Here is a 26,320-nt window from a genome sequence, read left to right on the forward strand (position 1 = left end):
CAGCGGCGGCCCGTCGTGCAGGTGACCGTCAGCCGCGACGTCCTTGCTGATCATGTTGATGACGTCCATGCGGAAGCCGTCGACCCCGCGGTCGAGCCACCACCGCATCATCGCGTGGACGGCCGCGCGGACCTCCGGGTTCTCCCAGTTGAGGTCGGGCTGCTGCTCCGCGAACAGGTGCAGGTAGCGCAGCGCACCTACCGGGTCGGCGATCATCGCCGTTTCCGTGATCTCGAACCCGATCGGCCCGGATGCGCCGCGCACGGTGGCCAGCGCCCATTCGGCGAAGTCGCGATCCGGCAGCACGCGCGCGGAGATGTTGACGTTGAAATCCAGCTCATGGCCGCAAGCGGCGAGGCTGCGCTGCTCGATCAGGGTCTGCCGGATCACCCATTCGGTGATGCGCCGCATCTGCCCATGTTCTTCGGCCAGGCCGATGAAGTCATTGGGGCCGATGAGCCCACGCACCGGATGCCGCCAGCGGACCAGCGACTCGACCGCCGCGATCTCGCCCGAGCGCGACCGCATCTTGGGCTGGTGCACCAGGAACAGCTCGTTTCGGTCCACCGCCAGCGCCAGATCGTCGGCCAGCGTCGGGGCCGCCGGACGGGCCGCGCCAGCAGGCGGCGATACACGCCCGTCCGTCCCGGCCAGGCGTTGCCAGCGGCGCGACAGCACAAAGCCGAATCCGACTCCGGCCAGCAAAGCGGTCACGAGCAGGAGAGCGGAGGACAGGGAGGACACGCTTTCTGTTATCCACAGGATCGTTAATATCCACTTTAAGGCGGGTGGACGCGACCAGGGCAACAGAAATCGTAAACGACATGCCGCCACGGCACCGCCCGGGCGTTGGAATACAGGACGGGTTCGCGCGTTTGTGCCCTTGATGTCACAGATTCAGGCCGAGGAGAGACCATGGTGCAGTTCCCATCCCTGCTGATCGCGGGCCTCGCGCTGGCGGCCCTGCCGGCCCATGCGGCCGATACCGCGTCGGCGCGCGGCGAAAAGGCCCTGGCCAAGGAGCTTGCCGGCCGCGTCGCCGGCAGCCCCGTACGCTGCCTGGACCTCCAGCGGATCCAGGGGACGGAGATCTTTGAAGGGACGGCCATCGTCTATCGAACCGGCCGCAACGTGATCTACGTCAACCGGACGCTGGGCGCGCGCCTGCTCCACTTCGACGACATTCCCGTCACCAACGTGTTCGGGTCGCAGGTCTGCCGGCTCGATCAGGTCCGCCTGCTCGACCGCAGCACACGCTTCCAGCGCGGCTTTGCGGTGCTGGGTGAGTTCGTGCCCTACACCAAGCGCAAGCGGGGACGCACCGGCCAGGGCGACACCGCGCCGGCCGCCACGCCGCCGCGCGGGGAGTAACGGCGGACCTGTCGACCGGCCCGCGCGTTCCGCCCCCACATCCTACCTCGGCAGCGGGAGAGGCAGATGCCGGTCGATCGACACGAGCGCGACGATGCGGGAGCCTGACGCGGTGCGCACGGCCCGTCTGTCCGGGCGGCGCGGGTAGCCCGCCATGGCCGAACGCGGATACGGCATCGCCCTGGCGTTGAGCGGCGGAAACGCGCTGGGTGCCTTTCAGGGCGGCGCGTACCAGGCCCTGCAGGAGTTCGGGTTGGAGCCCGACTGGGTCGTCGGCTGCTCGGCGGGTGCGATCAACGGCGCGCTGATCTGCGGCAATCCGGCGGAGGACCGCCTCGCCCGGCTGCACGCCTTCTGGCAGCCGGCCGGCACGGCGGCGGAATCGCCCCTACCCGCCCCGCAAGAGACTGCCCGGCGCACCGCGGCGGCGCTGCTGGCACTCGGCGGCCGGCCCGGATTGTTCATGCCGCGCCGGCTGCTGGGTCGGTGGTTCAATCCGTTCGGCGATCACGAACCGTCAAGCTTGTACGACTCGCATCCGTTGGCGCAGACGCTGGAGTCGCTGGTCGATTTCGACCGGCTCAACGGTGCGCCACCCCGCTTCTCCGCCGTGGCGGTGGATGTGGAAACCGGCGAGGATGTCATCTACGACACCGCCACCCACCGGATCGCGGCGGATCATGTGCGCGCCAGCTGCGCCCTGCTGCCGATCTTTCCGCCGGTGGCGATTGGCGGGCGCCTGCTGGCCGATGCCGGACTGTCGGCCAATCTGCCGCTGGACACGATCCTGTCCGACGACGCCGCCGAACCGCTGCTGTGCATCGCCGTCGACCTGCTCCCGTTGGAGGCGCCGAGGCCGAACACGCTCGGCGACACGATCACGCGCGCGCAGGACCTGGTGTTCGCCAGCCAAAGCCGCCGTGCGCTTGCCGCTTGGCAGGCGATCTTCGACCGGTCGGGCGATCAGGCGCGTGCCGTCACCATCCTGCACCTCGCCTATGGCGATCAGGCCCAGGAGGTGAGCGGCAAGGCATTCGACTATTCGCCTCTGTCCGCCCGCGCGCGATGGGATGCGGGCCATGCGGCGATGCGCCATGCCCTGGCCGGGATGCCGCGATTGATGCGCGACAGGCCCAAGCCGGGACTGACGCTCTACCGCCCGGATGACGCTGCGCCGGACGGGTTGCGCACCGTGCGCCTGCCGCTGGCCCCGGTGCCGGGGTAAGGGCCGCCTCAAGGACGCGGTTGTACGCGTTGCGGCTACCGCTCCAGCCGGTCGCGCAGCGCATCCACCACCTGGAATGCGGCAAAGGGCGGGTGGAGCCACTGCTCGGCTCCGTCGCGGCAAGGCTCCATCAACGCGCCGATGAACAGCAACGGGATGGCAGATCGCTCGATCGCCAGTTGATCCAGCAGGGTGCCCGCCAGGTCGACGGCAAGGCACGCCGCGATCGAGGACCAATGCGCCGCCCGCGCCTCGGCAATGGCCTGCGCCACCGGTCGGTCGGGCACGACGACGCAGATCCCGCATCGCTCCAGCGACCGCCGCACATAAGCGGCGCTGAAGCTCTCCGCGCCGGCGAGCAGCAGCACCCTGCTGCCGGACAGAGCGGCCACCCGCTCCATGCCCGCATCCATCTCCGCCCGATGCTCAGGCGGCGACGGGGCAGGCGCGTCCTGCCGGTGTCGCATCCTGCAGCGCCTCTACCGCGGCCATGCGGCGGTAGGTCGCCAGCGCCTGCCCCGCCACCTGGTCCATGTTGTAATAGCGGTAGGTGGCGAGCCGGCCGACGAAGGTCACGTCCGAAACCGACAGCGCCAACGCCTCGTAGCGTTTGAACAAGGCCTGGTTCTCCGGACGCGGGATCGGGTAATAAGGATCGCCCTCCGCGCTGGGATATTCATGCGTGATGCTGGTCCGGGGCGAACTCTGCCCGGTCAGATGCTTGTATTCGGTGATGCGGGTATGGGGCACCGCCTCATCCGGATAGTTGACCACCGCGACCGGCTGAAACCACTCCTGGTCCACCGTTTCGTGCCGGAAATGGAGCGAGCGGTAGGGCAGCTTGCCGAAGCGGTAGCCGAAATATTCGTCGATCGGGCCGGTGAACACCAGATGGTGGTGCGGATAGGCGGCACGGGCCTCCGCAAACTCCACGCCCAGCAGCAGGTCGATATTCGGATGGTCCAGCATCCGCTCGAACATCGCCGTATAACCCTGCGCCGGCATCGCCTGGAACGCGTCGGTGAAATAGCGGTCGTCGGTGTTGGTGCGGGTCGGCACGCGCGCCGTCACCGCCTTGTCGAGTTCGGACGGGTCCATGCCCCATTGCTTGCGCGTATAGCCACGGAAGAAGGCCTCGTAGAGTTCCTGCCCCACCGCCGACACGACCACGTCGGCCGACGTGCGGACGGCCTCCACCGGCTCGGCCCGGCTCGCCAGAAACGCCGCCGCATCCTCGTCGCTCTTGAGCTCCAGCTGGTACAGCATGTTCAAGGTGGTGCGATTGATCGGGATCGGCACCAGCATGTCGTTCACGCTCGCCAGCACCCGATGCTCATAGGGCCGCCACTCGGTGAAACGCGACAGATAGTCGACGATGTCCTGGCTGTTGGTGTGAAAGATGTGCGGCCCATATTGGTGGATCAGGATCCCCGCCTCGTCCCGCACGTCAAAGGCGTTGCCGGCGACATGCGGGCGGCGATCGACCACCAGCACCTTCTTGTTCGAGCCGGCGGCGAGGCGTTCCGCCATGATCGCGCCGGCAAAGCCCGCCCCCACCACCATCACGTCATAGGGCGTGGGGCGTTCGGCCGGCCAGACGGTGGGCGAGACCACGGGCTGGACATGGTCGGCGCGCGCGATCGCGTCCCCGATCAGGTCGGCCATCTGCCGGAAGGTGCGGTCCCACGACAGCTCCGCCAGGGCCGTATCCACCTCCGCCAGCCACGCGTCGCCGCCGTGCCGCAGCGCCAGTTGCGCTTCGCAGGCCACGACGAAGGTATCGGGCGCATCGGCGATGGCGACGGCGTCCAGTGCGCCATAGTGGCGGATCACGTCGGTGATCGACGTCGACACGACCGGCAGGCCACCGGCGAGATATTCGGGCGTCTTGGTCGGGCTGATGAAGCGGGTCGCGTCGTTGATCGCGAACGGCATCAGCGCCACGTCCCAGCCGCTGAGATAGGCCGGCAGCTCGGCATAGCCCTTGCCGCCGAGATAATGCAGGTTCGGCCGGCGCGGCAGATCGCCTTCGCTGATCTTCACCACCGGACCGACGATGCACAGCGACCAGTCGGGCCGGGCGTCCGCCAGGTGCGCCAGCAGGTCGAGGTTCATGCGTTCGTCCACCACGCCGTAGAAGCCGAGGCGGGGATGCGGCAGGCCGGCCAGGTCCGCCGGCTCCGACAGCCCACGCCGCGCCTGCGCGAAATGCGCCACGTCCACGCTGGAGGGGAACGGATGGATGTCCGCGTGGCGGTGCCGCTTGGCCTCGTACAGGCTGTAGCCGCCGGTGAAGACCAGATCGGCCTGGTCCAGCAACTTCTGCTCCAGCGGCAGCAATTCGGGCGGCGCGCCCTTGAAGTTCGCCAGTTCGTCCATGCAGTCGTAGACGATGCAGTCGGCCGGCACATGCTCCGAAAAAGGCAGCATCATCGGTGTGTAGTACCAGCGCACGATCGGACCGTCCTGCTCGCCCAGGAACATGTCCAGCAGCCGGCGCAGCGTATCGCCGTCGCGCGCCCGGTCCGCGCCCGCGTCCAGTTCCGGCGTGACCACGATCACGTCGGTCTTGCCGCAGACACGCACGTCCAGGCGCGCCTCCCCCAGCCCGTCCACATGCCGCGGCTCTTCCCAGAAGACAACGCGCGCCTCCCGCGCGAAGCGGCTCATCAGATGCTGGGGACGCTGACACACGAAGTCCCAACGCAGGTGACTGAAGCACAAAACGACCATGTCATAGCCGTTGCCGCCGCCCTCTCCGGACATGGTGGAGAGGCTCGTGACCGGCGCGATGTGCATCATGGTTACCTTGCTGTCAGATGAACGATAAGAACGGGCAGTCTTTGGGCAAAGTTCCTGCTATTATCCGCTAAATACTTGAGTAACATAGATTACGCCGTCGCATTATCATGGCGCCAGGCAACTCCCGCATGTCGGCTTCGTTGAAACGGTGGCGCGCTGCCGACGGCGGGGAATTGCGATGCAGGAACTCGAATTGTGGGGCGGTCCGGAATGCACGCTCAACCGCGTCGGCAACGTCTTTCGCGACCAGTTCGCCGAAACCGGCCATTATGACCGGCCGGACGACCTGGACGTCCTGGCCACGCTGGGGATCACGGCGATGCGCTATCCCGTCTTGTGGGAGCGCGTATCGCCGGAACGCCCCGACCGCCGGGATTGGCGATGGACCGACACCCGGCTGAACCACCTGCGCGATCTGGGTATTCGGCCGATCGCGGGGCTGGTCCATCACGGCAGCGGCCCGGCCTATACTGACCTGCTGGCCGACACGTTCGCACCCGGCCTCGCCCGCCATGCGCGCGCCGTGGCCGAGCGTTACCCTTGGATCGACGCATGGACGCCGGTGAACGAGCCTGTCACCACCGCGCGCTTTTCCGCTCTGTACGGCGTGTGGTATCCGCATCACCGCAACGAACGGTCCTTCTGGCTGGCATTGCTCAACCAGATTGACGGAGTGCGGCTGTCCATGGCGCAGGTCCGCAAGGTCAACCCGGCGGCGCGACTGATCCAGACGGACGATCTGGGCCGCACCTATGCCACGGCCGCGCTGCGCAACCAGGCGGCGTTCGACAATGTCCGCCGCTGGGCGAGTTGGGACTTGTTGTGCGGCATGGTGGTGCCGGGCCATGCCTTGTGGCGGCGTCTTTGCGATTACGGATTCGAACGCCGGCTGCGCGCGATCGCCGATGCACCCTGTTCGCCCGACATGATCGGGGTGAACCATTACCTCACCAGCGATCGCTTTCTGGACCATCGCGTGCGCCGCTATCCCCAGCACCTGCGCGGGGGAAATGCGGAGCGCGACTTTGCCGATACCGAGGCGGTGCGCGTGCTCGATCCGCCGCCGCCGGGACTGGGTGGGGTGCTGCGCGAGGCATGGTCGCGCTACCGCATCCCGATCGCCGTGACGGAGGTGCATAATGGCTGCACGCGCGAGGAGCAGATGCGGTGGATGGCGGAGGCCTGGAGCACCGCGCTGGCCTTGCGCGCGGACGGCATCGACCTGCGCGCCGTTACCAGCTGGGCGCTGCTCGGCAATCAGGGCTGGAACACCCTGCTGACGGACACCGGCCGTTACGAACCCGGTGCCTTTGACGTCAGCGACGGGCCCCCGCGGCCTACCGCCATGGCCACCCTGCTGAAACGACTCGCGGTCGGCGGCATGCCGCATCCGACCGCCGCGGGATCGGGGTGGTGGAAACGGCCGATCCGCCTGCTCCACCCCGCCGTGCCCCGCCCCGCCCCGATGCGCGACCGCAGCCGCTGCGAAGGAGAAGGCAGCCCGTTGCTGATCGTGGCGCGCGACCGCCAGGATGCCGATCCCATAATCGCCGCGTGCCATCGCCGGGGCCTCACAGTCCACTATTCGGACGTCCACCAGGATGCGATCGACGCCATGCTCCGCCTGCATCGACCATGGGCGGCGGCGATCCTGCATGACGATGCCCACGTGCAGGCGCGGATCCGTCGGCAATGCCGAGAGCTCGGCATCGACTGCACGGTGATCGATCGGGACCAGGGGCCGGAAACATGGCTGGACCCGCTGATCGACGCCTGCGCCGCCTCCGCCGGCATGGCCGCCGTCGCGTAGCTGCACGCAAGGCAAGCCCCTGCCGCGATCACGCCCAAATTGACGGCCCTGCAATGGAACGGGCACATCCGGGGAAAGGTGGCGGAGACGGAGAGATTCGAACTCTCGGTACGGTTTCCCGTACGACGCTTTAGCAAAGCGTTGGTTTCAGCCACTCACCCACGTCTCCAGGCCTGGCTGAGGCGGGCTATAGCGAGGGTCGGGCGCGGGATCAACGGCGCTGATGATGCCCCTCGTTCATTGCCGCGACAGTGCGGGCGCGGCTATAGCGTTCACCATTCGATGAAGGAAATATTGATGCGACGGGCTTTCTTGATCGGCGCGGCGCTGCTCAGCGGCGCGGCCCAGGCTCAGGTGCGGACGGTCGATCCCAACCAGGCGGGCGCCATGGCGCGCACCACGCCCGCCACCGCCGCCGCCGCCGAGGATTATGCCGAGCCGGCGGATGACCCCGTTCAGTCCGCCCCTGCCGCCGCCGCGCCGCCTAGCGCCACCATGGCGCAACCGCAGGGCACCACCACGCCGCCACCCGCATCCCAGGCGGAGATCCAGGCGCGCCAGGCGGTGGAAGGCGGCACCTATCAGGAAGGCGACGTACTCGCCGCGGCGGAGGGCGTGTTCGGCAAGGGCGCGGCCGGCCTGGCGCAACTGATCGAAAAGATCTTCAAGGATCAGGGCCGTCCCAACGCCTATATCGCCGGGCGCGAAGCCGGCGGCGCGTTCGTGGTCGGGCTGCGCTACGGCTCCGGCACCATGTTCCACAAGGTGGAGGGGCAGCGGCCGGTCTACTGGACCGGCCCGTCGGTGGGCTTCGACGTCGGCGCGAACGGGGCCAAGACGTTCGTGCTGGTCTACAACCTCTACGACGCGCAGGAACTGTTCCATCGCTATCCGGCTGCCGAGGGCAATGTCTACATCGTCGGCGGCCTGACCGCGAGCTATCTGCGGCGCGGCGACAAGGTGCTGATCCCGATTCGGCTGGGCGTCGGCTGGCGGCTGGGCGCCAATCTCGGCTATATGCGCTTCACCGAAAAGGCGACCTGGCTCCCCTTCTGACCGATCAGGCCGGCAGGCCGATCAAGGCGATCTGCCGGCCATAATCCGCTTCGCCCCGGTGGGTCGCGCGGCGGTAGCTGAAGAAACGGCGTTCGTCGGAATAGGTGTCGAGGCCCAATGCCTCGATCCGGCCGACGCCCGCCGCCGCGAGGCGCGCGGTGACATAGGCCTCCAGGTCGAAATGCCAGCGGTCGCCGGTGCCGGGCGCGAAGAAGCGTTCATTCTCCGGATCGGCCGCGTCGAAGCGGCGGACGAAGCCCTCGTCCACCTCGTAGGATGCGCGCGCGATGCAGGGGCCGATCGCCGCCGCGATCCGGCCGCGCTCGGCCCCCAATTGCTCCATTGCGACCAGCACCGCGTCGGTCACGCCGCCAAGCGCGCCCTTCCATCCGGCATGGGCGGCGCCGACCACGCCGGCCGCCGCATCCGCCAGCAAGACCGGCGCGCAATCGGCGGTCAGCACGCCCAGCAGCAGGCCGGGCCGGTCGGTCGCCAGCGCATCGGCATGCGGGCGCGCATCGTCCGGGAACGGCGCCATCACCCGCACCGCCCCGGCCGAATGGACCTGATGCACGGTAACCAAGGCCGCCCCGGGCAGCACCGCCGCCACCGCCCGCTGCCGATTCTCCGCAATGGCGGCACGGTCGTCGCTGGAGCCCAGGCCGACATTCAGCCCGGCCAGCACGCCCCCGGACACCCCGCCTTCCCGGCCGAGGAAACCGTGCGGCACCTCGCCGAGCGCACCTGCACGGATGGGAACAGGCACGCTCATTGAAATCCCCCGGGTTCGGGCCAGCCCGGCGCGACCACGCTTATCACCTTGAACAACTCCCCCATTTCGTCCGGGTGGGTCAGGCGGCGATAGGCGGTCGCGATCTCGTCGGCACGCGCCGGCGCGGCACGACCAAGCGCGGCGGCGCGATTGGTGAGGCCGAGCGCGATCAACCACTGCCCCTGCGGCACGACCCGCGTGACGTGCGCCCCGGCGTCGCGGGCCGACGCCGCCAGCGCCGCGAAATCGACATGGGCGGTAAGGTCCGACGCGCCCGGCCGCGCGAACGGATCGGCATAGGCATGGGCGTGCACCGCCTGGAGCGTGTCGCCGTGCGCCCCACCGTCATGACCATAGTCGATCGCGATCAGCAAGCCGCCTTGTTGGTGGAGCCGTTCGGCCAGCCGCCGCATCACCGCGCCGGCCGCGGGGGCGCTTTCGACGATGCTGCCCGGATCGGCATGGCGGACGGCCGCCGGCACGTCGCGGTCATGAGACACGTCGCCCGGTCTGGCCTCCAGTCCATCCAGCCCCTGCCCCACCATCCGCTCGCGCCAGCCGTTGACGGTGTTCACCAGCTGGCGCACCGGCAGCGCGTCGAAGAATTCGTTGGCGACGATCAGCAGCGGGCGATCCCCCGGCAGGGTGTCCACCCCGTCATGCCAGGTCGCATCGGGGTGCAGCGCCCGTTGCCGCGCCTGCAGCAGCGGACTGGTCTCGACCAAGTGGAGCGGGGGGGCGAGGCCCGCCACCCGCATCGCGCGCAGCATGTCCGCCGCCAGCGTGCCCCGTCCGGGGCCCAACTCCACCAGCGCCACGCCGGGCGATCCGGCGCGCTGCCAGGTGTCGGCGAGCACCAGGCCGATCATCTCCCCGAACATCTGGCTGATCTCGGGCGCGGTGATGAAGTCGCCCTCGGCCCCGATCGCCGCGTGCGTTGCGTAGTAATGCGCGTTGGCGAGCGCCATGTAACGCTCGATCGAAATCGGCTCCTCGGCCGCGATCAGGCGGGCAATCTCCGCCGACAAATCAGGCGACGCTGGCATCGCCCGCAATCGGTTCGACCCGCACCCGGCGGCGCGCGGCGGTGAGGATGAAATACAGCCCGACCAGGATCATCGGCAGGCTCAACGTCTGGCCCATGGACAGGCCCCAGGACAGGATGCCCAGTTGCACGTCCGGCTCGCGCACATACTCCACCAGGAAGCGGGCGACGCCATAGCCGGTCAGAAAGGTGCCGAGCAGCAGGCCGGGCTTGTAACGCGCATTCGTCTTCCAGAAGAGCAGAAACAGGATGGTGAACAGCACGATCCCCTCCAGCCCCGCTTCGTAGAGCTGGCTGGGATGGCGCGGATAGGGGCCCGCCTCCGCGCCCGGAAACACCATGCCCCACGGCACGTCCGTCACCCGCCCCCACAATTCGCCGTTCACGAAGTTGGCGAGCCGGCCGAAGAACAGTCCGAACGGCGCGCAGCAGGCGATGTAATCCACGAAGCGCAGCATGGAGAGGCCGTTGGCTCGCGTCAGCCACCAGATGGCGATCACCGTCCCGAACGCCCCGCCGTGGAACGACATGCCGCCATCCCACAGTCGCAGCGCCTGTAACGGGTCCTTCAGCATCCAGGGATCGTAGAACAGGACGTAGCCGATCCGCCCGCCGAGGATGATGCCCAAGGTCGCGTAGAAGACGAAGTCGTCGGCATGGCGCCGCGCCATCGGTGCCCCCGGCTGTGCAATCAGCCTGGTGAGATACCACCAGCCGATGACGATCCCGGCGATATAGGCCAGCGAATACCAGCGTATCTGCAGGATGCCGAGGTCGAGCGCCACCGGCGACAGATGCAGGCTCGCATAGCTGAGGGGCGCGGCGGCCGCGGCGGCGAGGGGGACCAGGCTCATGGCGACGAGACGTAGCCGAGCCCGCGTCCGGCGGCAAACGGGCTTCAGCGTGCAGCCCGTTCCTGCGCGTCGACCTCGCGCCCGATCTCGCCGAAGCGTTCGAGCAGGGTTCGGGCAAGAGCCTGGTCGCCGGAGCGGACCAGCACTTCGTCGTTCAGCCAGCGTGAATTGCGATTATAGTTCAGGCTGCCGAAATAGCTGGTCCGCCGCCCCGCTTGCTCGATCACGATGAACTTGGCGTGCATCGGCAGATGATCGGGGTGGCGATAGCGGCGGACCCGCACGCCGGCTTGCGACAGGCGCTCCACCGCCGCCGTCGGCACGCGCCGTTCGGTGTCGTGCACCACCAAAGCGAGGGAGGCGCCCCGTGTCGCGGCCATCGCCAGCCGATCGACCATGTCCGCCTTGAGGTGGGAGATGGCGGCCCACAATCGGTCACCCCGGCCCAGCCCGTCCACGGCATGTTCGACCACATAGGGGCGCAGGCGCGGATAGAAGATCAGGTCGGTGTCGCCGTCGCGATAGATACGGTTGTTGGCGGCGGCGAAGTGCCCCGTCCTGCCACGGCCGTCCGCCAGCGTGGTCACATGATCGCGCAATGTCGCGACCAGCCCCTCGCCGGTCAGCCCGACCAGCAGGTTGTGGCCACGATCCTGATCGCCGATCTGGTCGATGACCGCCTGGTCGACGTCGCTGTCACCCGACGGATTGAACGATCCCACGAACGCGATAGCCTGAGGCGCGGAGAAGGCATAGATCTTCGCATGGAGCCGGCCATTGACGCCGCGCAACGGCCTGGGCGCAGGCGGGCGGAGAACCAGCCCGCCGCGCAGGCCATGCCGCCGCAGCAGGCACAAGGCCGCGTCGCTGGCCTGCGCCAGCCGGGGATCGCCCTCCACCACCAGCCGCACCGCCACCCCGCGATCGCTGGCGCGGATCAGAGCCCCGGCCAGGTCGCGGTCGCGGAAATAATAGGTCGCCCAGTCGATCCGCCCGCCTGGCGGCACCGCATCCACCCGCGCCCGCAGCATGTCGCGCAGCGTGCCCGCTGGGCGATCGGGGCCGCCGAACAGGACCGGGCCGATCGCCGGCGCGGTGCCGCGATGCACGTCGGCGATCCGGGCGGACCCTGCCTGCAACACGCGCACCGTGGCATAGCCCGAGGCGGCAAGCAGACCCGCCCCGACGGCTCCGGCAACATATGTGACAAGACGATGACGACGCATGGCCGCGCGATATGGGCAGCGCGCCCGTACGGACAATGCCCCAAGATAATGGTGAGATTGACGTGCCCAGATCGATCCGCTGTGATGTGCGGGTATGACCAGCAGGGAATTTCAATGGCTTCGATCGGCCGCCGCCTCTTGCCCTTCTTTCTGGCGTTCAGCGCGATGACCGGCGCAGACGCCGCGCCGCCGGCCGATCCCAACGTCTGGCTGGAGAATATCTTCGCGCCGGATGCGCTCGGCTGGGTGGAGACGGAGAACAAGCGCACGCTCGGCATCCTGGAGGCCGACACCCGCTACGCCGGTCTGTACGCCGATGCATTGCGGATCGCGGAGGCGACCGATCGCATTCCCATGCCCAATCTGCTGGGCGAGCGCGTGGTCAATCTGTGGCAGGACGCCACCCACGTTCAGGGCATCTGGCGGCAGACGACTTTGCCCGGCTATCTGGGCGACACGCCGCAATGGCGCACCCTGATCGACCTCGACCAGCTGTCCGCCGCCGAGGGCAGGAAGTGGGTGTGGAAGGGCGAGGATTGCGAGCCCACCGCCGAGCGCCGCTGCCTGATCGCCTTGTCGGAAGGCGGCGAGGATGCGGTAACGGTGCGTGAATTCGACCTCGACCGCACCGCTTTCGTCGACGGCGGCTTCACCCTGCCCACCTCCAAGCAGGACCTGGCGTGGGAGACGCCCGACAGCCTGCTGGTCGCCCGCGACTGGGGCCAGGGCAGCATGACCACCTCCGGCTATCCCTATGTCGTCAAGCGCCTGACGCGCGGCCAGCCGCTGGACCAGGCGCGCGAGCTGTTCCGGGGCAAGCCGGGCGACGTCGGCGTCGGCCCGCTCCATCTGATGGACGGACAGGATAACAGCCTGCTGCTGATCGAGCGCAACCTGACCTTCTTCGAAGGCGAGTTGTTCGTGGTGGAGGGCGACCGGGTCGCCAAGCTCGACCTGCCCGCCAAATATCGCGTCTACGGGCTGGCGTCCGGCCGCCTGATCCTGCGCATCAACCAGGATTGGCAGGCGTACAAATCGGGCTCCCTCGTCGCGGTGCGCATCGCCGGCGGCAAGATTACGGGATCGGAGCTGCTGTTCGCGCCCAATGCCCGCCAGTCGGTCGACGGCGTGGCGGTCACCCAGGGGCATGTGGTCGCCGCCATCTACGACAATGTGCGCGGCCAGGCGTGGAGCTTCACGCCGGGCGACAAGGGCTGGACCGCCAGGCGCATTCCGCTGCCGGACAACAGCTCGGTCGGGCTGGTCAATTACGACCGCCGCACCGACCAATTGTTCGTGCGCGCGGAAAGCTTCACCGCGCCGACCACCTTGTGGCTGGCCGACGCGGCCGCCGCCACCGCGCGGCAGGCCAAGACCATGCCGGCACGGTTCAATGCCGAGGGGCTGGTCACCGAACAATATGAGGCGGTGTCCAAGGACGGCACCCGCATCCCCTATTTCATCGTCCATCGCGCCGACGCCAGGAAGGACGGCAGCACGCCCGCTTTGATGACCGCCTATGGCGGGTTCCAGGTGTCGATGACGCCTACCTATCAGGCAATTCGCGGCAAGCTGTGGCTGGAGAAAGGCGGCGCCTTCGTCCTCGCCAACATTCGCGGCGGCGGCGAGTTCGGGCCGGCGTGGCACGATGCCGGCCTCAAGACGAAGCGGCAGGTCATCTATGACGATTTCGCCGCCGTGGCCGAAGATCTGGTCAGGCGCGGCTTCACCAGTGCGCGCCGGCTCGGCATCTTCGGCGGGTCCAATGGCGGCCTGCTGATGGGGGTGGAGATGACCCAGCGGCCGGACCTGTGGCACGCGGTCGCGATCCAGATCCCTTTGCTCGACATGCTGCGCTACGAGCAATTGTCGGCCGGATCGTCCTGGGTTGGCGAATATGGCAGCATGACCGTGCCCGCCGAGCGCGCCTTCTGGGAAAAGACCTCGCCCTACCAGCAGCTCCGGCGCGGCGCTGACTATCCCGAGCCGTTCATCTGGACCACCACCCGCGACGACCGCGTCGGCCCGGTCCAGGCGCGCAAGTTCGCCGCGCGGATGAAGGATTACGGCCTGCCCTACCTCTATTGGGAGAATACGGAAGGCGGCCACGCGGCGGGCGCGAACCTGAAGCAGAGCGCGCGCACCAACGCGCTGGAGATCACCTATTTCACGCGCAAGCTGATGGATTGATGTTGCGACCGGCCTCCTTCCCCGTGACGGGAGAGGAGGCCGATGCGTCACGGCTTACTCACCCTTGCCGACGGCGTCCTTGACCCGCTTCACCGCGCGGCTGACGAAGCCCTCCTCGGCCGCTTCGGCCTCCGCCTTGGTCTTGTGCGCGACGCCGGCGGGCTCGGCCGGCGGGGCATAGACGCTGAACAGCTTCAGCGGGACGGACCCCTTGTTGATGATGTTGTGCTCGGCCCCCTTGGGGATCACGATCATGTGGTTGGGCGTCACCTTGCTGTGGCCGCCGTCCACCACCGCCTCGCCGGTGCCCGCGACGAAGAAGGTCGTCTGGTCGGCGCGGTGCGTCTCCATCCCGATATCCTCGCCGGCCGGGATGCTCATCAGGACGATCTGGACGTTCTTGTCCAGATAGACCTCCTTCTGGAAGAAGTCGTTCTTGGTCGCGAGATCGATCATGTCCTTGTTGAACAGCGCCATCATGTCCTCCTGTCGATTTCGGCACTGAACCGGCGCAGCCCGGTGCTTGTTCCTTGGGGCGATCCCGGCTTAGGGGGTCGTCATGGCAGAACCGCACGCCAAGGGCATCGACCGGCGCACCATGCTGATCGGCGGAGGCGCGGGCGCGGGCCTGCTCCTCGCCTGGGGGCTGTGGCCGCGCGGCTACCGCCCAAACCTGGCCCCGCGCGAGGGCGAGACGGTGCTGAACGCCTTCGTCAAGATCGACACGGCCGGCCGCGTCACGGCCGTGGTGCCGCAGGCGGAGATGGGCCAGGGCATCTGGACCGCGCTGGCGCAGGCCTTGGCCGACGAACTGGGCGCCGACTGGCGGCAGGTGGGGGTGGAGCCCGCGCCGCTCAATCCGCTCTACGCCAATACCCTGCTGGCCGGTGAGCTGGCGGAGGCCGCCGCACCCCGCTTGCTGCAGGGCATTGGCGGCTGGACCGCGCGGCAATGGGCGACGCGCAACACGCTGATGGTGACGGCCGGCTCCACCTCCGTCCGGGCGTTCGAGCAGCCGTTTCGTGAAGCCGGCGCCGCCGCGCGCGCCTTGCTGTGCATGGCGGCGGGCAAGCGGATCGGCGCGGACTGGCGCGCCTGCGACACGGAGGCAGGCTTCGTGGTGCGCGGCGACGACCGGTTCCGCTTCGGCGACCTGGCGGGCGAGGCCGCCGGATTCGCGCCGCCCGCCGAGCCGCCGCTCCGCCGCCCGGGCGAAGGCGGGATCAGCGGGCGGTCGGTGCCGCGCCTCGATTACCCCGCCAAGGTGGACGGCACGATGCGCTATGCCGGCGACGTGCGCCTGCCCGACATGCTGTTCGCCGCCATCCGCCACGGACCGCTCGGCGACACGACATACCATGGCGGGGACATGGCGGCGGCCGACACGCAGGCGGGGGTGAGCGGCATCGTCCGCACCGACCGCTGGGTCGCGGCACTCGCCGACAACGGCTGGGCGGCCGAACGCGCGCTGGACCGCCTTGCGCCCCGGTTCGCGACCACCGGCGCGCTGCCCGACAGCGCCGCGGTCGCCAAGGCGCTGGACGGCGCACTGGCGGGCGAAACCACCCGGTTGGTCGAACGGGGCGATGCCGCGCCGCTGCTGACCGGGCCGGGGCTGGTGGAGGCGACCTATGACGTTCCCCTTGCCGCCCATGCCACGATCGAGCCCCTGGTCGCGACCGCGCGCGTCACCGACGACCGGCTGGAACTGTGGGCGCCGAGCCAGGCGCCGGGCGTTGCGATCGCCGCCGTGGCCGCCGCCACGGGCTTTGCCGAGAGCCGCATCACCCTCTACCCGATGCCGATCGGCGGCGGTTTCGGGCGCAAGCTCGACCATGACGCCATGGTCGAGGCGGCCACCCTCGCCATCCAGGCCAAGCGCCCGGTGCAGCTGCACTACAGCCGACACGAGGAGATGCTGCGGGGACGTCATGGCCCGCCCGCCCGGGCGCAGCTGTCGGGGCGGGTCGACGGGCAAGGCCGGATCGCCGCCTGGCGCACCCGCATCGCCACGCCGAACGGCGCGAACGGAGTAGACGGCCTTGAGCGCGTGGGTGGCGCGGCATCGATAACCGGTGTCGAGCCGCCTTATGCCATCCCAGCGCTGCGCATCGACCATGGCGTGGCGGAGATCGGTTTTCCCACCGGCGTGTGGCGATCGGGCGCACATGCCGCCACGACCTTCTTCACCGAAGGCTTCGTGGATGAACTGGCGACGCGCGCGGCCAGGGATGCCTTGTCGTTTCGCATGGGCCTGCTCGGGCACAATCCCCGACTGGCCCGGTGCCTGTCCCAGGCGGCGGCGGCAGGCGGCTGGAGCGGGGAGCCGCAATCCGGCCAGGGCCTGGCCTGCCTGTCCGCGTTCGGCAGCCACATCGCCCTGTTCGCGGAAGCGGGGCTGGACGGCGACGCGATCCGCGTGTCGCGCCTGGTGGCGGTGGCCGACATCGGCCGCGTGCTCCACCCGGACAGCGCGCGGCAGCAGATCGAAAGCGGGCTGGTGTGGGGCCTGGCGTCGGCACTCGGCAACCCGCTCACCCTATCCCGGGGGCTGGTGGAGCAACGGGGCTTCGATGCGCTGCGCCTGCCGCGGATGAAGGACATGCCGGAGTTCGAGATCACGCTGATCCGTTCCGCCGCGCCGCCCGGCGGCGTGGCCGAACTGGCGGTGCCCCTCGCCCCGCCGGCCATCGCCAACGCGCTCTTTTCCGCCACGGGCAACCGCCTGCGCAGCCTGCCGTTGATGGGCGCATGACGCCACCGCCCGATCACCCCGCCATCCCCGCGCCCAAAATCGGCGTGCTGGTAACCAATCTCGGCACGCCCGACGCGGCGGAGGCAGGCGCGGTACGCCGCTACCTTGCGGAGTTCCTGTCCGACCGGCGCGTGGTGGAGATCCCGCCTGTCCTGTGGCAACCGATCCTGCGCGGCATCATCCTGCGCACCCGCCCGAAGAAGTCGGCCCATGCCTATGCCCAGGTCTGGCGTGAGGACGGATCCCCGCTTGCCGCCATCACCGCCGCCCAGGCCCGCGCGCTCCAATCGCGGTTCGGGGACCGGGTTATGGTCGACTACGCCATGCGCTACGGTCGCCCCGCCATTGCGGATCGCCTGGCGGCGATGAAGGCCGCCGGGTGCGAGCGCATCCTGCTGGCGCCGCTCTACCCGCAATATTGCGCAGCAACGACCGCGACCGCCAATGACAGCGCCTTTGCCGTGCTGGCGACCATGCGCTGGCAACCCGCCCTTCGCACGCTGCCGCCTTATTACGACGATCCGTACTACATCGACGCGCTCAAGCAGAGCGTGGAGGCGTCGCTTGCCGCCCTGTCGTTCGTGCCGCAGGCGATCGTGGTCAGCTTCCACAGCATGCCACAGCGGACGCTGGAGCTGGGCGACCCCTATCATTGCCACTGCCAGAAGACCGGCCGCCTCTTGGGCGAGGCGCTGGGGCGCGAGGTGACAGTCACGTTCCAGTCGCGTTTCGGCCGCGCCAAGTGGCTGGAGCCCGCCACCGACATCGTCCTGGCCGGACTGCCCGCCAAGGGCGTGACACGGATCGCCATCGTCGCCCCCGGTTTTTCCGCCGACTGCGTGGAGACGCTGGAGGAATTGTCGATCCGCGGGCGGGAAAGCTTCCAAGCGGCCGGCGGAACCGACTTCGCCTATCTTCCTTGCCTCAATGCGGAGCCCGGTGGCATCGAAATGTTGCAGGCTTTGCTGCAGCGGGAGCTTGCGGGCTGGGTCGCGCCTTTCTAGGCTTCGCGCACAAACGAGCGAGAAAGGGAGAGGGCAGATGGCGCGTGTGGCAATCGTGACCGGCGGGACGAGGGGCATCGGTGAGGCGATCAGCGTCGCACTGAAGGACCATGGCATCACCGTGGCCGCCAATTATGCCGGCAACGAGGAACGCGCGCGCGCCTTTACCGAGCGGACCGGCATCAAGAGCTACAAGTGGGACGTGGCCGATCACCAGGCCTGCCTGGACGGCGTCGCCCAGGTGGAGGCGGAGCTGGGCCCGGTCGACATCGTGGTCAACAATGCCGGCATCACCCGCGATTCCACCCTGCTGAAGCAGACGTGGGAACAGTGGCAGGAGGTGATCGACACCAATCTGGGTGGTTGCTTCAACATGGCGAAGGCTGCCTTCCCCGGCATGCGCGAGCGCGGTTGGGGCCGGATCGTCAATATCGGCTCCATCAACGGCCAGGCCGGCCAATATGGCCAGGTCAACTATGCCGCCGCGAAATCGGGTATCCACGGCTTCACCAAGGCACTGGCGCAGGAAGGCGCCCGGTTCGGCGTAACCGTGAACGCGATCGCGCCGGGCTATATCGATACGGACATGGTCGCCGCCGTGCCGCCGGACGTGCTGGCCAAGATCGTGGCCAAGATCCCGGTCGGCCGGCTCGGCAAGGCGGAGGAGATCGCGCGCGGCGTCCTGTTCCTGACCGGCGAGGATTCAGGCTTCGTCACCGGATCGACCCTGTCGATCAACGGCGGCCAGCACATGTACTGATCGGATGGCCGGCCCGATCAAACGATCGGTGATGATCGCCGGCCATGCGACCTCCGTCAGCCTGGAACCCGTCTTCTGGGACGGGTTGAAGCGCGCGGCGGAGGAGGATGCTCTGCCGATCAGCGCACTGGTCGCCCGCATCGATGCGGAACGGATCGCGGCCGACGATCCGCCGAACCTGGCCAGCGCGATCCGCGTCTGGCTGATGGAGCGGCTGCTGGCGCGCGATGCATGACGGTGTTTCGACTGGCCGGATCGGGCATGTCGGGCCGAAACCACTGGTCTTCCCCGGCCATGCCGCTAAAGGCGCGCGCATGACCGACATCACCATCCGCCGCGCGCTGCTTTCCGTCTCCGATAAGACCGGCTTGGTCGAACTGGGCCAGGCGCTGGCTGCCGGGGGCGTGGAGCTGGTCTCCACCGGCGGCACCGCCAGGGCGCTGCGCGAGGCGGGGCTGTTGGTGAAGGACGTGTCCGACCTGACCGGCTTTCCCGAAATGATGGACGGCCGGGTCAAGACGCTCCATCCAAAGGTCCATGGCGGCCTGCTCGCCGTGCGCGACGATGCCGAGCATGTCCGCGCGATGGAGGAGCATGGCATCGGCGCGATCGACCTCGTGGTGGTCAACCTCTACCCCTTCGCCCAGACGGTGGCGAAGGGCGCGGAACGGGACGAGATCATCGAGAATATCGATATCGGCGGCCCCTCCATGGTCCGCTCCGCCGCCAAGAACCACGCCTTCGTCGCGATCGTCACCGACCCCGCCGATTACGCGAAGGTGGCCCAGGGCACGACCACGCTCGACCAGCGCCGGCTTTTCGCCGCCAAGGCCTTTGCCGCCACCGCCCAGTATGACGCGATGATCTCCGCCTGGTTCGGCCACAGCGACCAGGGCGAGGCGTTCCCCGACGCACTGTCCTTGCCCGTCAGGAAGGCGGGCGAATTGCGTTACGGCGAGAATCCGCACCAGTCGGCCGCGCTCTACCTGCCGGTCGGCTCCGCCGCGCGCGGTATCGCCCAGGCGGAGCAGCTGCAGGGCAAGGAACTGAGCTACAACAACTACAACGACGCCGATGCCGCGCTGGAACTGGTGAGCGAGTTCCGTGATGGCCCGCCGACCGTGGTGATCGTCAAGCACGCCAATCCCTGCGGCGTCGCTACCGGCGAGACCCTGATCGAGGCGTACAAGGCGGCGCTCGCCTGCGACAGCGTGTCGGCCTTCGGCGGCATCATCGCCGTCAACCGTCCGCTGGACGGACCGACCGCCGAGGCGATTTCCGGCATCTTCACCGAAGTGGTCGCCGCACCAGCGGCGGACGACGCGGCACGCGCCATCTTCGCGAAGAAGAAGAATCTCCGCCTGCTGATCACCGGCGAATTGCCCGATCCCACTCGCGCAGGCCTGCAGGTCAAGTCGATCGCGGGCGGCTTCCTGCTGCAGGGCCGCGACAATGGCCAGGTGGCGGGAGACGCCCTGACCGTGGTGACGAAGCGCGCGCCGACGCCGCGCGAACTGGCCGATTGCCGCTTCGCCTGGACCGTCGCCAAGCACGTCAAGTCGAACGCCATCGTCTATGCCACGGACGGCGCCACCGCCGGCATCGGCGCGGGCCAGATGAACCGCCTGGAAAGCGCGCGCATCGCCGCGTGGAAGGCGAAGGACGCCGCCGACAAGGCCGGCTGGGCGGAGCCCAGGACGATCGGCTCGGCCGTCGCCTCCGACGCCTTCTTCCCCTTTGCCGACGGCCTGCTGGCGGCGGTGGAGGCGGGCGCCACCGCCGTGATCCAGCCGGGCGGCTCGATCCGCGACGAGGAGGTGATCGCCGCCGCCGACGAAGCCGGGCTGGCGATGGTCTTCACCGGCATGCGCCACTTCCGACATTGAACTCCCCAATCGGATGAGATCGGCACGGCTGAGCAGACGGGCGCGGCCTGGTCCCACATCGGGGCGATGGACAGGTGGCTATTCCTGCCAGCCGGCCGTCGTGCCCGGCTGATCGTACCGGATGGTATCGGGGAGCACAGGCATGCTCCCCCGTCCCGTTCCGACTGCGCGGGGTGACGCGCAGGCGCTGGCTTTGGCGGACTGGCGCTTTCGGGGCGAAGGCAGGCGATAGCTGCCGCCCCCAGATGATCAACTTTCGGGATGGCGCCCGGCCGCCTAAAGCCGGTCGCGAGCATGACAACGGAGTTTCTTCGGCGCCGCACGGCAATTTGCGGAGCCCGGTGTCAGACTGCCACTTCCTGCTTCCGCAAGCCCGTGCTGCTTGCCGCGTCCACGATCCATCCGGCAGCTTTGAGATGCGCGACAGCCGAGCGCGCGACGGGCGCAACCAGGCCGTTCGACAGGTGGACACGCATTGACCGGGTGTTGCCTTCCACGGCAGCGACGGCATGGCGGGCAACCCACCATGAACGGTGCGTCCGTAATCCTTCCGCTTCCATGCATTCGATTGCACGGCCGAGTGGCATCAGCAGCAATTCCGACCCGCATGGTCGGTGCACGCGGACGTAGTGGTCTTCCATCTGGAGCGCCAACACGGTCCCGCTCAGCGGCGTCTCACCCGCCGGCGATGATGGGAAAGGTACATGTCTCTCTTGGGGCGTCGCAGCGCGGCGGAGGATGAAAGCCATGCCGACCATGCAAACCATTCCGATCGTCGTCGTCTGCACGAACCATACGAGGAAAGGCAGACGCAGCTGCGCAAGGTCAGGCCAGAGCCAGAACGCCGCCGTCCGCGTCGCGAGTGCTTCGGGCACACTGGCAAGCAGGGCGGCACCGATCAGGGCCGGCCACCACCCGACCGAGCCCGGAGCGATCGATGCGCTGAGGATCCTGTAGGCCGAACCGTACAGCATCAGGCCGAGCAGCATGGCGCCGATCCAATAGCCGGCAAGCCCGATCAAACCGCCGTTCATGTAGCTGCCGAACGGGCCCAGGATCGCCAGCAACGCACCAAGGACGACAGCTACGCCGATCGAGCGCAGCAGCGGTGGCGCAGACGCCGTGAAGACCGGAGAGAGGCTGGTGGAGCGGGTCATTGCCCTTTCTACTCCGGTCAGAAGGAGAGGCGAAGCCTGTTCGCCGACTGGCGAACCCATTCGCCCATCCACGAAATGGCGCTTTCAGCAGAGGCTTGGGTCCGCCCATCCGGCGTGGCCTCACTCTGGAGTTCGACCATGTCGTTGCGCCTGGCTTTTTCCTCCTTGCTACTCACCCTGCTTGCACCAGCGGCCCAGGCCCAATCGGCTCAGGCGGGTTTTCAGCATCAGACCACTGCCGACGGCATCGAAGTCGGCGTCTGGTATCCGGCATCTGGAACGCCCGCTCACCAGCCGCTCGGGCTTTACACGCAGGACGTGGTGCCGGGTGCCCCCTTGCCGGAGGGTCGGCACCCGCTGGTCGTTATCTCGCACGGGACCGGCGGCGACTTCGCCGGCCATGTTGACACCGCCGTGGCGCTCGCCCGGGCTGGCTTCATCGTCGCTGCGCTGACCCATCCTGGCGACAATTGGCGGGACAACAGTCACGCCACCCGGGTCGAGCAGCGGCCGGCGGCGTTCGGCGCCACGATCTCCTATATGTTGCAGCTATGGCCCGGCCATGCCGCCATCGACCCGGAACGCGTTGGTGCGTTCGGCTTTTCGGCAGGAGGGTTCACCGTCCTGGCAGCGGCCGGGGGCCGCCCCGACCTCACCCGCTTTGCAGGTCATTGTGCGCAGCATCCCGCCTTCTTCGACTGCGCCCTGATGGCGAGTCAGCCACGCGTGGTGTCTGCCCCATGGCCCAGGCTGCGCGATACCCGGATCAAGGCGATCGTCGTCGCGGCGCCTGCGCTCGGCTTTGCTTTCGATCGCGCCGGTCTCGCGAACGTTCGGATGCCGGTGCAGCTATGGCGTGCGGATGACGACCACATCCTTCCGCCGCCATTCTATGCGGATGCCGTTCGTGCGGCGCTACCGCGACAGCCCGAATTCCATGTCGTCCCCGGTGCCGGACATTTCGACTTCCTGGCCCCGTGTGCCGATCCTGCGTCCATGCCACAGCTCTGCCGCAGCGCACCGGGGTTCGACCGTGTCGCTTTTCATGCAGGCTTCGATGCGGCCGTCGTCCGGTTCTTTTCCGACAAGCTGGCCCCACGGCAACCTCACCCGATGGCGGCCTTTCCACGGCGCCTCCATGAAGCGAGCCATGGCCACTCGGGCACCCATGACGCTGCCGCAGGAACCTGACAAACGGTGGCGCCGGGGGAGGGGGGGCGGGCGGCTGGGTTTGAGATGTGGGCGTGGAGGAAGCTCCATCCTCCCTTCCGCGCTTTGCAGGTTCTTACTGCCTCAAGCAGAGGCACTGCCGCGCGTCAGCAGGTGAACTGCCACGCCGGACAATCACAGGCCGTCAGGCATCCTGCGCCGCGAACGGGCGGCGTTCCTTGCGCCGGTCGTGACCGGAATGACGCAAATGAAGGTATCGCGCGCTGAAATCAGCCACTTCCTCCAACTGGCGCATGTCGCGGATCGTGACGCGGCCGCCGGTGATGCTGAGGATGTTTTCGGCGGCAAGCTCCCGCAGGGCGCGGTTCACCGCTACCCGGTGCAGCCCGGTGGCGTCGGCAATCTGGTGCTGCTTCAGCGGCACCACATAACTGCGCGCCGCCTCGATATCCGCCAGCTCCATCCGCACCACCAGCTCGCACAGCAGATGCGCCACCCGCACGCGCGCGCTGCGCCGGCCGATGTTGATCATCCACTCCTGCGCGATCGATTCACCGACCAGGGCATCGCCGATCAGCGCGTTGCGGATCGCGCCATGGTCCAGAAGGTGGCGCAACGCCGCGACGCCCACCTCCACCATCACGCAATCGGTGAGCGCCTGGGTGTCGCGATCCGCTTCGTCCAGAAAAATGCCGGACAGGCCGACAAACTCCCGCGCCAGGCGCAGGCCGACGATCTGCCGCGTCCCCGCCGCGGTGATTCGGCTTTCGGATATGACGCCGGCGAGGAGGTAGGCGCATTTCTGCGTCTGGTCGCCGACATGCATCCAATGCTGTCGCGGGCGGAGGCGGCGCAGTGTCACCGGCAGCCGGTTCAGCAGGTCGAGTTCGTGCGTGGACAGGGTCTCGCCACCTCGTTTCGCAAGGGCGGAGACCCAGAACGAAGCAGATGCGATGCCTACACCGCCCTGCACAGTCATGAAACAACCATGTCGTTCATCACTGGCAAGTCAGTGTGTCACAACCGGCTGGAAGTCCAGCCCTTTTATGATCCAGGATAATCGCTGCCGATCATCCATCGGGATGTTTTGGCCGTGTTATGACAAATCGTGCACCAACCTGATCCGTCATCCTCTTCGCAGCTGCAGAGCTTTCATTACATACACGGAACGACGTGAAACGCTTCGGCTTGTGTTACGCCGATAACCGGGACGCATGTTCAGGCCTCCTCCGCGATGGACATTGCCGGTGCTGTGCGCTTTGACGATACGACGTGCCGGACCGGAGCCGCGCGATTTCGCGGGACGTTTGCGTGCGCCCGCCGGCTCGGGCACAATCGCCGCGACAGGGAAAAGGGTTGAGTGATGGCAAGCCGGGCTGCAGGCAATGGCGCCGCATGGCGGGGACAGGCGCGGCGGATCGGCCAGCGCGGCGGCACCATGCTGGGCGCGCTCGGCATCGTCGCGGGCGCGCTGGTGCTGGTGTTCGCGCTGGTCAGCTACACGCCGACGGACCCCGCCTTGATGACGGCGGCGGGCGGCCCGGTGCACAACGTGCTCGGCAGCATCGGCGCGTGGATCGCGGACCTGCTGCTCACCACCTTCGGCCTGCCCTCCGTGCTGCTGATCCCGCCGCCGATCGTGGTGGCGTTGCGGCTGTGGCGCGGGGCCGATGCGGGCCGCTGGCGGCGCGCGCTGCCGATCACGGTCGGCGCGATGCTGCTGCTGGGGATCGCCATCTCGCTGCTGCGCGGCGGATCGATCACGACCCTGCCGGCGGGTGCGGGTGGCGCGATCGGCTTGGGGCTGGCGGGCGCGATTGATGCGGGGCTCGCCTTGCTCCAGCCGGTCTGGGCGGTGTCCCTGCGCATCGCCGTCATGCTGCTGCTGGTGGCGGGCGGGATCGCCATGGCCTTGTGGTCGCTCGGCCTGGACGCCAGCGAGCGCGCCTTGCTGTTCGCCCGCCGTGCCCGCCACGGCGGTGCGCTGGACGATGACATCCTTGAGGATGATGACGACCTGGTGGAGGAGGATCACCCCACCATGCCCACGACCGCTCCCGCCCGGCGCGAAGCCACCCGCCCGCGGGCCGTGGTTGCGGAGCCGGACGTGGAGGAAGCGGAGCCGGCCCGCCCGACCATCAGCACCCCGCCCAAGCCCGCGCCCGTCAACAATCGCGGCCAGCGCGAACGCCAGGCCAAGCTGGACCTGGGCGATACATGGGTGCTGCCGACGCTGGACCTGCTGAGCCCGCCGCCGCCGCCGACCACCGACAAGCTGGACAAGACCGCGCTGGAGCGGAATGCCCGCCTGCTGGAAACCGTGCTGGAAGATTTCCATGTCCGCGGCCGCGTGACGGAGGTGCGGCCCGGCCCGGTCGTGACCATGTACGAGTTCGAGCCGGCGGCCGGCATCAAGGCCAGCCGCGTGATCGCGCTGGCCGACGATGTCGCGCGCAACATGTCCGCTTTGTCCGCCCGTGTCGCCACCATCCCCGGTCGCACCGTGATCGGCATCGAACTGCCCAACCAGAGGCGCGAAAGCGTGGTCCTGTCGGAACTGATCGGCAGCGACAAGTTCGAGGATCAGCCCGCCGGCAACCTTGCCATGATCCTGGGCAAGAATATCGGCGGCGACCCCGTGGTGGCGGACCTTGCCCCCATGCCCCACCTGCTGGTGGCCGGCACCACCGGCTCCGGCAAGTCGGTCGGCCTCAACGCCATGATCCTGTCCCTGCTCTACCGGCTGACGCCGGACCAGTGCCGCATGATCATGATCGATCCCAAGATGCTGGAACTCAGCGTCTATGACGACATCCCCCACCTCCTCTCGCCGGTGGTGACGGAGCCGCCCAAGGCGATCCGTGCGCTGAAATGGGCGGTTGAGCAGATGGAGGATCGTTATCGCATGATGGCGACCATCCAGGTCCGCAGCCTGGGTTCGTTCAACGAGAAGGTCCGCCTCGCCAAGGCCAAGGGGCAGCCGCTCGGCCGCCGCGTGCAGACCGGCTACGATGCCGACAGCGGCCAGCCCCTCTACGAAGAGGAGAAACTGGAATATGAACCGCTGCCGATGATCGTGGTGGTGGTCGACGAGCTGGCCGACCTGATGATGACGGCGGGCAAGGAAGTCGAGTTCCTGATCCAGCGCCTGGCGCAGAAGGCGCGCGCGGCCGGCATCCACCTGATCATGGCGACGCAGCGCCCGTCGGTGGACGTCATCACCGGCGTCATCAAGGC

At 68.3% G+C, this 26,320-nt stretch carries 22 protein-coding genes and 1 tRNA gene; 12 read left to right on the forward strand and 11 right to left on the reverse strand.

Features of this window, described 5'->3' with window-relative positions; translation table 11 throughout:
- On the reverse strand, positions 1–744 hold a 744-nt coding region (locus tag Q0D93_RS14185; protein WP_294395519.1), incomplete at its 3' end, for an EAL domain-containing protein.
- Between the two features lie 171 nt (positions 745–915).
- Between Q0D93_RS14185 and Q0D93_RS14190 the strand changes: the two genes are divergently transcribed.
- Together Q0D93_RS14190 and Q0D93_RS14195 are read left to right on the forward strand one after the other, a co-directional pair.
- Complete coding sequence (locus Q0D93_RS14190; protein WP_294395521.1) at positions 916–1,371, forward strand: hypothetical protein; 456 nt, start codon at positions 916–918, stop codon at positions 1,369–1,371.
- A 154-nt stretch (positions 1,372–1,525) separates the two neighbouring features.
- Complete coding sequence (locus Q0D93_RS14195; RefSeq protein WP_294395523.1) at positions 1,526–2,596, forward strand: patatin-like phospholipase family protein; 1,071 nt, start codon at positions 1,526–1,528, stop codon at positions 2,594–2,596.
- A gap of 35 nt (positions 2,597–2,631) precedes the next feature.
- On the opposite strand, the gene Q0D93_RS14200 is transcribed toward Q0D93_RS14195, so the two are convergent.
- A complete protein-coding gene (locus tag Q0D93_RS14200; protein WP_294395525.1) occupies positions 2,632–3,063 on the reverse strand; it encodes a hypothetical protein in 432 nt (143 codons plus the stop codon).
- Complete coding sequence (glf, locus tag Q0D93_RS14205; protein WP_294395527.1) at positions 3,023–5,398, reverse strand: UDP-galactopyranose mutase; 2,376 nt, start codon at positions 5,396–5,398, stop codon at positions 3,023–3,025. The genes Q0D93_RS14200 and glf overlap by 41 nt, the downstream gene beginning before the upstream one ends.
- A 178-nt stretch (positions 5,399–5,576) precedes the next feature.
- On the opposite strand from glf, the gene Q0D93_RS14210 reads away from it, so the two are divergent.
- Entirely contained in the window at positions 5,577–7,208 is a 1,632-nt protein-coding gene (locus Q0D93_RS14210; RefSeq protein ID WP_294395528.1) for a family 1 glycosylhydrolase, read from the forward strand.
- A 79-nt stretch (positions 7,209–7,287) separates the two neighbouring features.
- Here Q0D93_RS14210 and Q0D93_RS14215 read toward each other — a convergent pair.
- Positions 7,288–7,377: transfer RNA gene (locus Q0D93_RS14215), tRNA-Ser, on the reverse strand.
- A gap of 128 nt (positions 7,378–7,505) precedes the next feature.
- Here Q0D93_RS14215 and Q0D93_RS14220 point away from each other — a divergent pair.
- The gene (locus tag Q0D93_RS14220; protein WP_294395529.1) at positions 7,506–8,264 is read left to right on the forward strand and encodes a DUF1134 domain-containing protein; all 759 of its coding nucleotides are present in this window, start codon (positions 7,506–7,508) and stop codon (positions 8,262–8,264) included.
- A 4-nt stretch (positions 8,265–8,268) separates the two neighbouring features.
- Here Q0D93_RS14220 and pgeF read toward each other — a convergent pair whose 3' ends face one another.
- The 4 genes from pgeF to Q0D93_RS14240 are packed head-to-tail and all read right to left on the reverse strand — an operon-like array spanning position 8,269 to position 12,161.
- The gene (pgeF, locus tag Q0D93_RS14225; RefSeq protein WP_294395530.1) at positions 8,269–9,036 is read right to left on the reverse strand and encodes a peptidoglycan editing factor PgeF; all 768 of its coding nucleotides are present in this window, start codon (positions 9,034–9,036) and stop codon (positions 8,269–8,271) included.
- Entirely contained in the window at positions 9,033–10,082 is a 1,050-nt protein-coding gene (locus Q0D93_RS14230) for an SAM-dependent methyltransferase (protein ID WP_294395531.1), read from the reverse strand. The genes pgeF and Q0D93_RS14230 overlap by 4 nt, the downstream gene beginning before the upstream one ends.
- Complete coding sequence (gene lgt, locus Q0D93_RS14235; protein ID WP_294395533.1) at positions 10,066–10,935, reverse strand: prolipoprotein diacylglyceryl transferase; 870 nt, start codon at positions 10,933–10,935, stop codon at positions 10,066–10,068. The genes Q0D93_RS14230 and lgt overlap by 17 nt, the downstream gene beginning before the upstream one ends.
- 44 nt (positions 10,936–10,979) lie before the next feature.
- On the reverse strand, positions 10,980–12,161 hold the full coding sequence (locus Q0D93_RS14240) for a phospholipase D-like domain-containing protein (RefSeq protein ID WP_294395534.1): 1,182 nt from the start codon (positions 12,159–12,161) through the stop codon (positions 10,980–10,982).
- A gap of 114 nt (positions 12,162–12,275) precedes the next feature.
- Here Q0D93_RS14240 and Q0D93_RS14245 point away from each other — a divergent pair, with 114 nt between their 5' ends.
- Positions 12,276–14,351 carry a prolyl oligopeptidase family serine peptidase gene (locus Q0D93_RS14245; RefSeq protein WP_294395536.1) on the forward strand — a complete coding sequence of 692 codons (2,076 nt, stop codon included), beginning with the start codon at positions 12,276–12,278 and terminating at the stop codon, positions 14,349–14,351.
- Between the two features lie 54 nt (positions 14,352–14,405).
- Here Q0D93_RS14245 and Q0D93_RS14250 read toward each other — a convergent pair whose 3' ends face one another.
- A complete protein-coding gene (locus Q0D93_RS14250; protein ID WP_294395538.1) occupies positions 14,406–14,831 on the reverse strand; it encodes a cupin domain-containing protein in 426 nt (141 codons plus the stop codon).
- 79 nt (positions 14,832–14,910) lie between these two features.
- Between Q0D93_RS14250 and Q0D93_RS14255 the strand changes: the two genes are divergently transcribed.
- The 5 genes from Q0D93_RS14255 to purH all read left to right on the forward strand — a co-directional run bounded on the left by Q0D93_RS14255 (position 14,911) and on the right by purH (position 20,756).
- Complete coding sequence (locus Q0D93_RS14255; protein WP_294395540.1) at positions 14,911–17,106, forward strand: molybdopterin cofactor-binding domain-containing protein; 2,196 nt, start codon at positions 14,911–14,913, stop codon at positions 17,104–17,106.
- On the forward strand, positions 17,103–18,110 hold the full coding sequence (gene hemH, locus Q0D93_RS14260; protein ID WP_294395542.1) for a ferrochelatase: 1,008 nt from the start codon (positions 17,103–17,105) through the stop codon (positions 18,108–18,110). Before Q0D93_RS14255 ends, hemH begins: the two co-directional genes overlap by 4 nt.
- A gap of 37 nt (positions 18,111–18,147) precedes the next feature.
- Positions 18,148–18,870: an acetoacetyl-CoA reductase gene (phbB, locus tag Q0D93_RS14265; RefSeq protein ID WP_294395545.1), complete on the forward strand. Its 723-nt coding sequence runs from the start codon at positions 18,148–18,150 to the stop codon at positions 18,868–18,870.
- Positions 18,871–18,874: 4 nt separating this feature from the next.
- Positions 18,875–19,105 carry a ribbon-helix-helix domain-containing protein gene (locus Q0D93_RS14270; RefSeq protein ID WP_294395547.1) on the forward strand — a complete coding sequence of 77 codons (231 nt, stop codon included), beginning with the start codon at positions 18,875–18,877 and terminating at the stop codon, positions 19,103–19,105.
- Between the two features lie 79 nt (positions 19,106–19,184).
- Positions 19,185–20,756: a bifunctional phosphoribosylaminoimidazolecarboxamide formyltransferase/IMP cyclohydrolase gene (gene purH, locus Q0D93_RS14275; RefSeq protein ID WP_294395549.1), complete on the forward strand. Its 1,572-nt coding sequence runs from the start codon at positions 19,185–19,187 to the stop codon at positions 20,754–20,756.
- 344 nt (positions 20,757–21,100) lie between these two features.
- Here the strand turns inward: purH and Q0D93_RS14280 are convergent, their stop codons facing one another.
- A complete protein-coding gene (locus Q0D93_RS14280; RefSeq protein ID WP_294395550.1) occupies positions 21,101–21,913 on the reverse strand; it encodes a LytTR family DNA-binding domain-containing protein in 813 nt (270 codons plus the stop codon).
- 138 nt (positions 21,914–22,051) lie between these two features.
- On the opposite strand from Q0D93_RS14280, the gene Q0D93_RS14285 reads away from it, so the two are divergent.
- A complete protein-coding gene (locus tag Q0D93_RS14285; protein ID WP_294395551.1) occupies positions 22,052–23,104 on the forward strand; it encodes a prolyl oligopeptidase family serine peptidase in 1,053 nt (350 codons plus the stop codon).
- Between the two features lie 163 nt (positions 23,105–23,267).
- On the opposite strand, the gene Q0D93_RS14290 is transcribed toward Q0D93_RS14285, so the two are convergent.
- Complete coding sequence (locus tag Q0D93_RS14290; protein WP_294395552.1) at positions 23,268–24,062, reverse strand: Crp/Fnr family transcriptional regulator; 795 nt, start codon at positions 24,060–24,062, stop codon at positions 23,268–23,270.
- Positions 24,063–24,521: 459 nt separating this feature from the next.
- Between Q0D93_RS14290 and Q0D93_RS14295 the strand changes: the two genes are divergently transcribed.
- The coding region (locus Q0D93_RS14295; RefSeq protein WP_294395554.1) for a DNA translocase FtsK 4TM domain-containing protein at positions 24,522–26,320 on the forward strand (1,799 nt) is incomplete at its 3' end.

Source organism: uncultured Sphingomonas sp. (assembly GCF_934560975.1).
In the GTDB taxonomy this organism is placed as follows: domain Bacteria; phylum Pseudomonadota; class Alphaproteobacteria; order Sphingomonadales; family Sphingomonadaceae; genus Sphingomonas_I.

Coding starts and splice junctions, on each gene's coding strand:
- Q0D93_RS14290 (WP_294395552.1), bottom strand. CDS start 24,062: ATGACTGTGCAGGGCGGTGTAGGCATCGCATCTGCTTCGTTCTGGGTC.
- Q0D93_RS14270 (WP_294395547.1), top strand. CDS start 18,875: ATGGCCGGCCCGATCAAACGATCGGTGATGATCGCCGGCCATGCGACC.
- Q0D93_RS14190 (WP_294395521.1), top strand. CDS start 916: ATGGTGCAGTTCCCATCCCTGCTGATCGCGGGCCTCGCGCTGGCGGCC.
- hemH (WP_294395542.1), top strand. CDS start 17,103: ATGACGCCACCGCCCGATCACCCCGCCATCCCCGCGCCCAAAATCGGC.
- Q0D93_RS14210 (WP_294395528.1), top strand. CDS start 5,577: ATGCAGGAACTCGAATTGTGGGGCGGTCCGGAATGCACGCTCAACCGC.
- Q0D93_RS14280 (WP_294395550.1), bottom strand. CDS start 21,913: ATGACCCGCTCCACCAGCCTCTCTCCGGTCTTCACGGCGTCTGCGCCA.
- Q0D93_RS14220 (WP_294395529.1), top strand. CDS start 7,506: ATGCGACGGGCTTTCTTGATCGGCGCGGCGCTGCTCAGCGGCGCGGCC.
- Q0D93_RS14195 (WP_294395523.1), top strand. CDS start 1,526: ATGGCCGAACGCGGATACGGCATCGCCCTGGCGTTGAGCGGCGGAAAC.
- Q0D93_RS14230 (WP_294395531.1), bottom strand. CDS start 10,082: ATGCCAGCGTCGCCTGATTTGTCGGCGGAGATTGCCCGCCTGATCGCG.
- Q0D93_RS14240 (WP_294395534.1), bottom strand. CDS start 12,161: ATGCGTCGTCATCGTCTTGTCACATATGTTGCCGGAGCCGTCGGGGCG.
- lgt (WP_294395533.1), bottom strand. CDS start 10,935: ATGAGCCTGGTCCCCCTCGCCGCCGCGGCCGCCGCGCCCCTCAGCTAT.
- Q0D93_RS14200 (WP_294395525.1), bottom strand. CDS start 3,063: ATGCGACACCGGCAGGACGCGCCTGCCCCGTCGCCGCCTGAGCATCGG.
- Q0D93_RS14245 (WP_294395536.1), top strand. CDS start 12,276: ATGGCTTCGATCGGCCGCCGCCTCTTGCCCTTCTTTCTGGCGTTCAGC.
- phbB (WP_294395545.1), top strand. CDS start 18,148: ATGGCGCGTGTGGCAATCGTGACCGGCGGGACGAGGGGCATCGGTGAG.
- purH (WP_294395549.1), top strand. CDS start 19,185: ATGACCGACATCACCATCCGCCGCGCGCTGCTTTCCGTCTCCGATAAG.
- Q0D93_RS14285 (WP_294395551.1), top strand. CDS start 22,052: ATGTCGTTGCGCCTGGCTTTTTCCTCCTTGCTACTCACCCTGCTTGCA.
- Q0D93_RS14255 (WP_294395540.1), top strand. CDS start 14,911: ATGGCAGAACCGCACGCCAAGGGCATCGACCGGCGCACCATGCTGATC.
- pgeF (WP_294395530.1), bottom strand. CDS start 9,036: ATGAGCGTGCCTGTTCCCATCCGTGCAGGTGCGCTCGGCGAGGTGCCG.
- Q0D93_RS14250 (WP_294395538.1), bottom strand. CDS start 14,831: ATGATGGCGCTGTTCAACAAGGACATGATCGATCTCGCGACCAAGAAC.
- glf (WP_294395527.1), bottom strand. CDS start 5,398: ATGATGCACATCGCGCCGGTCACGAGCCTCTCCACCATGTCCGGAGAG.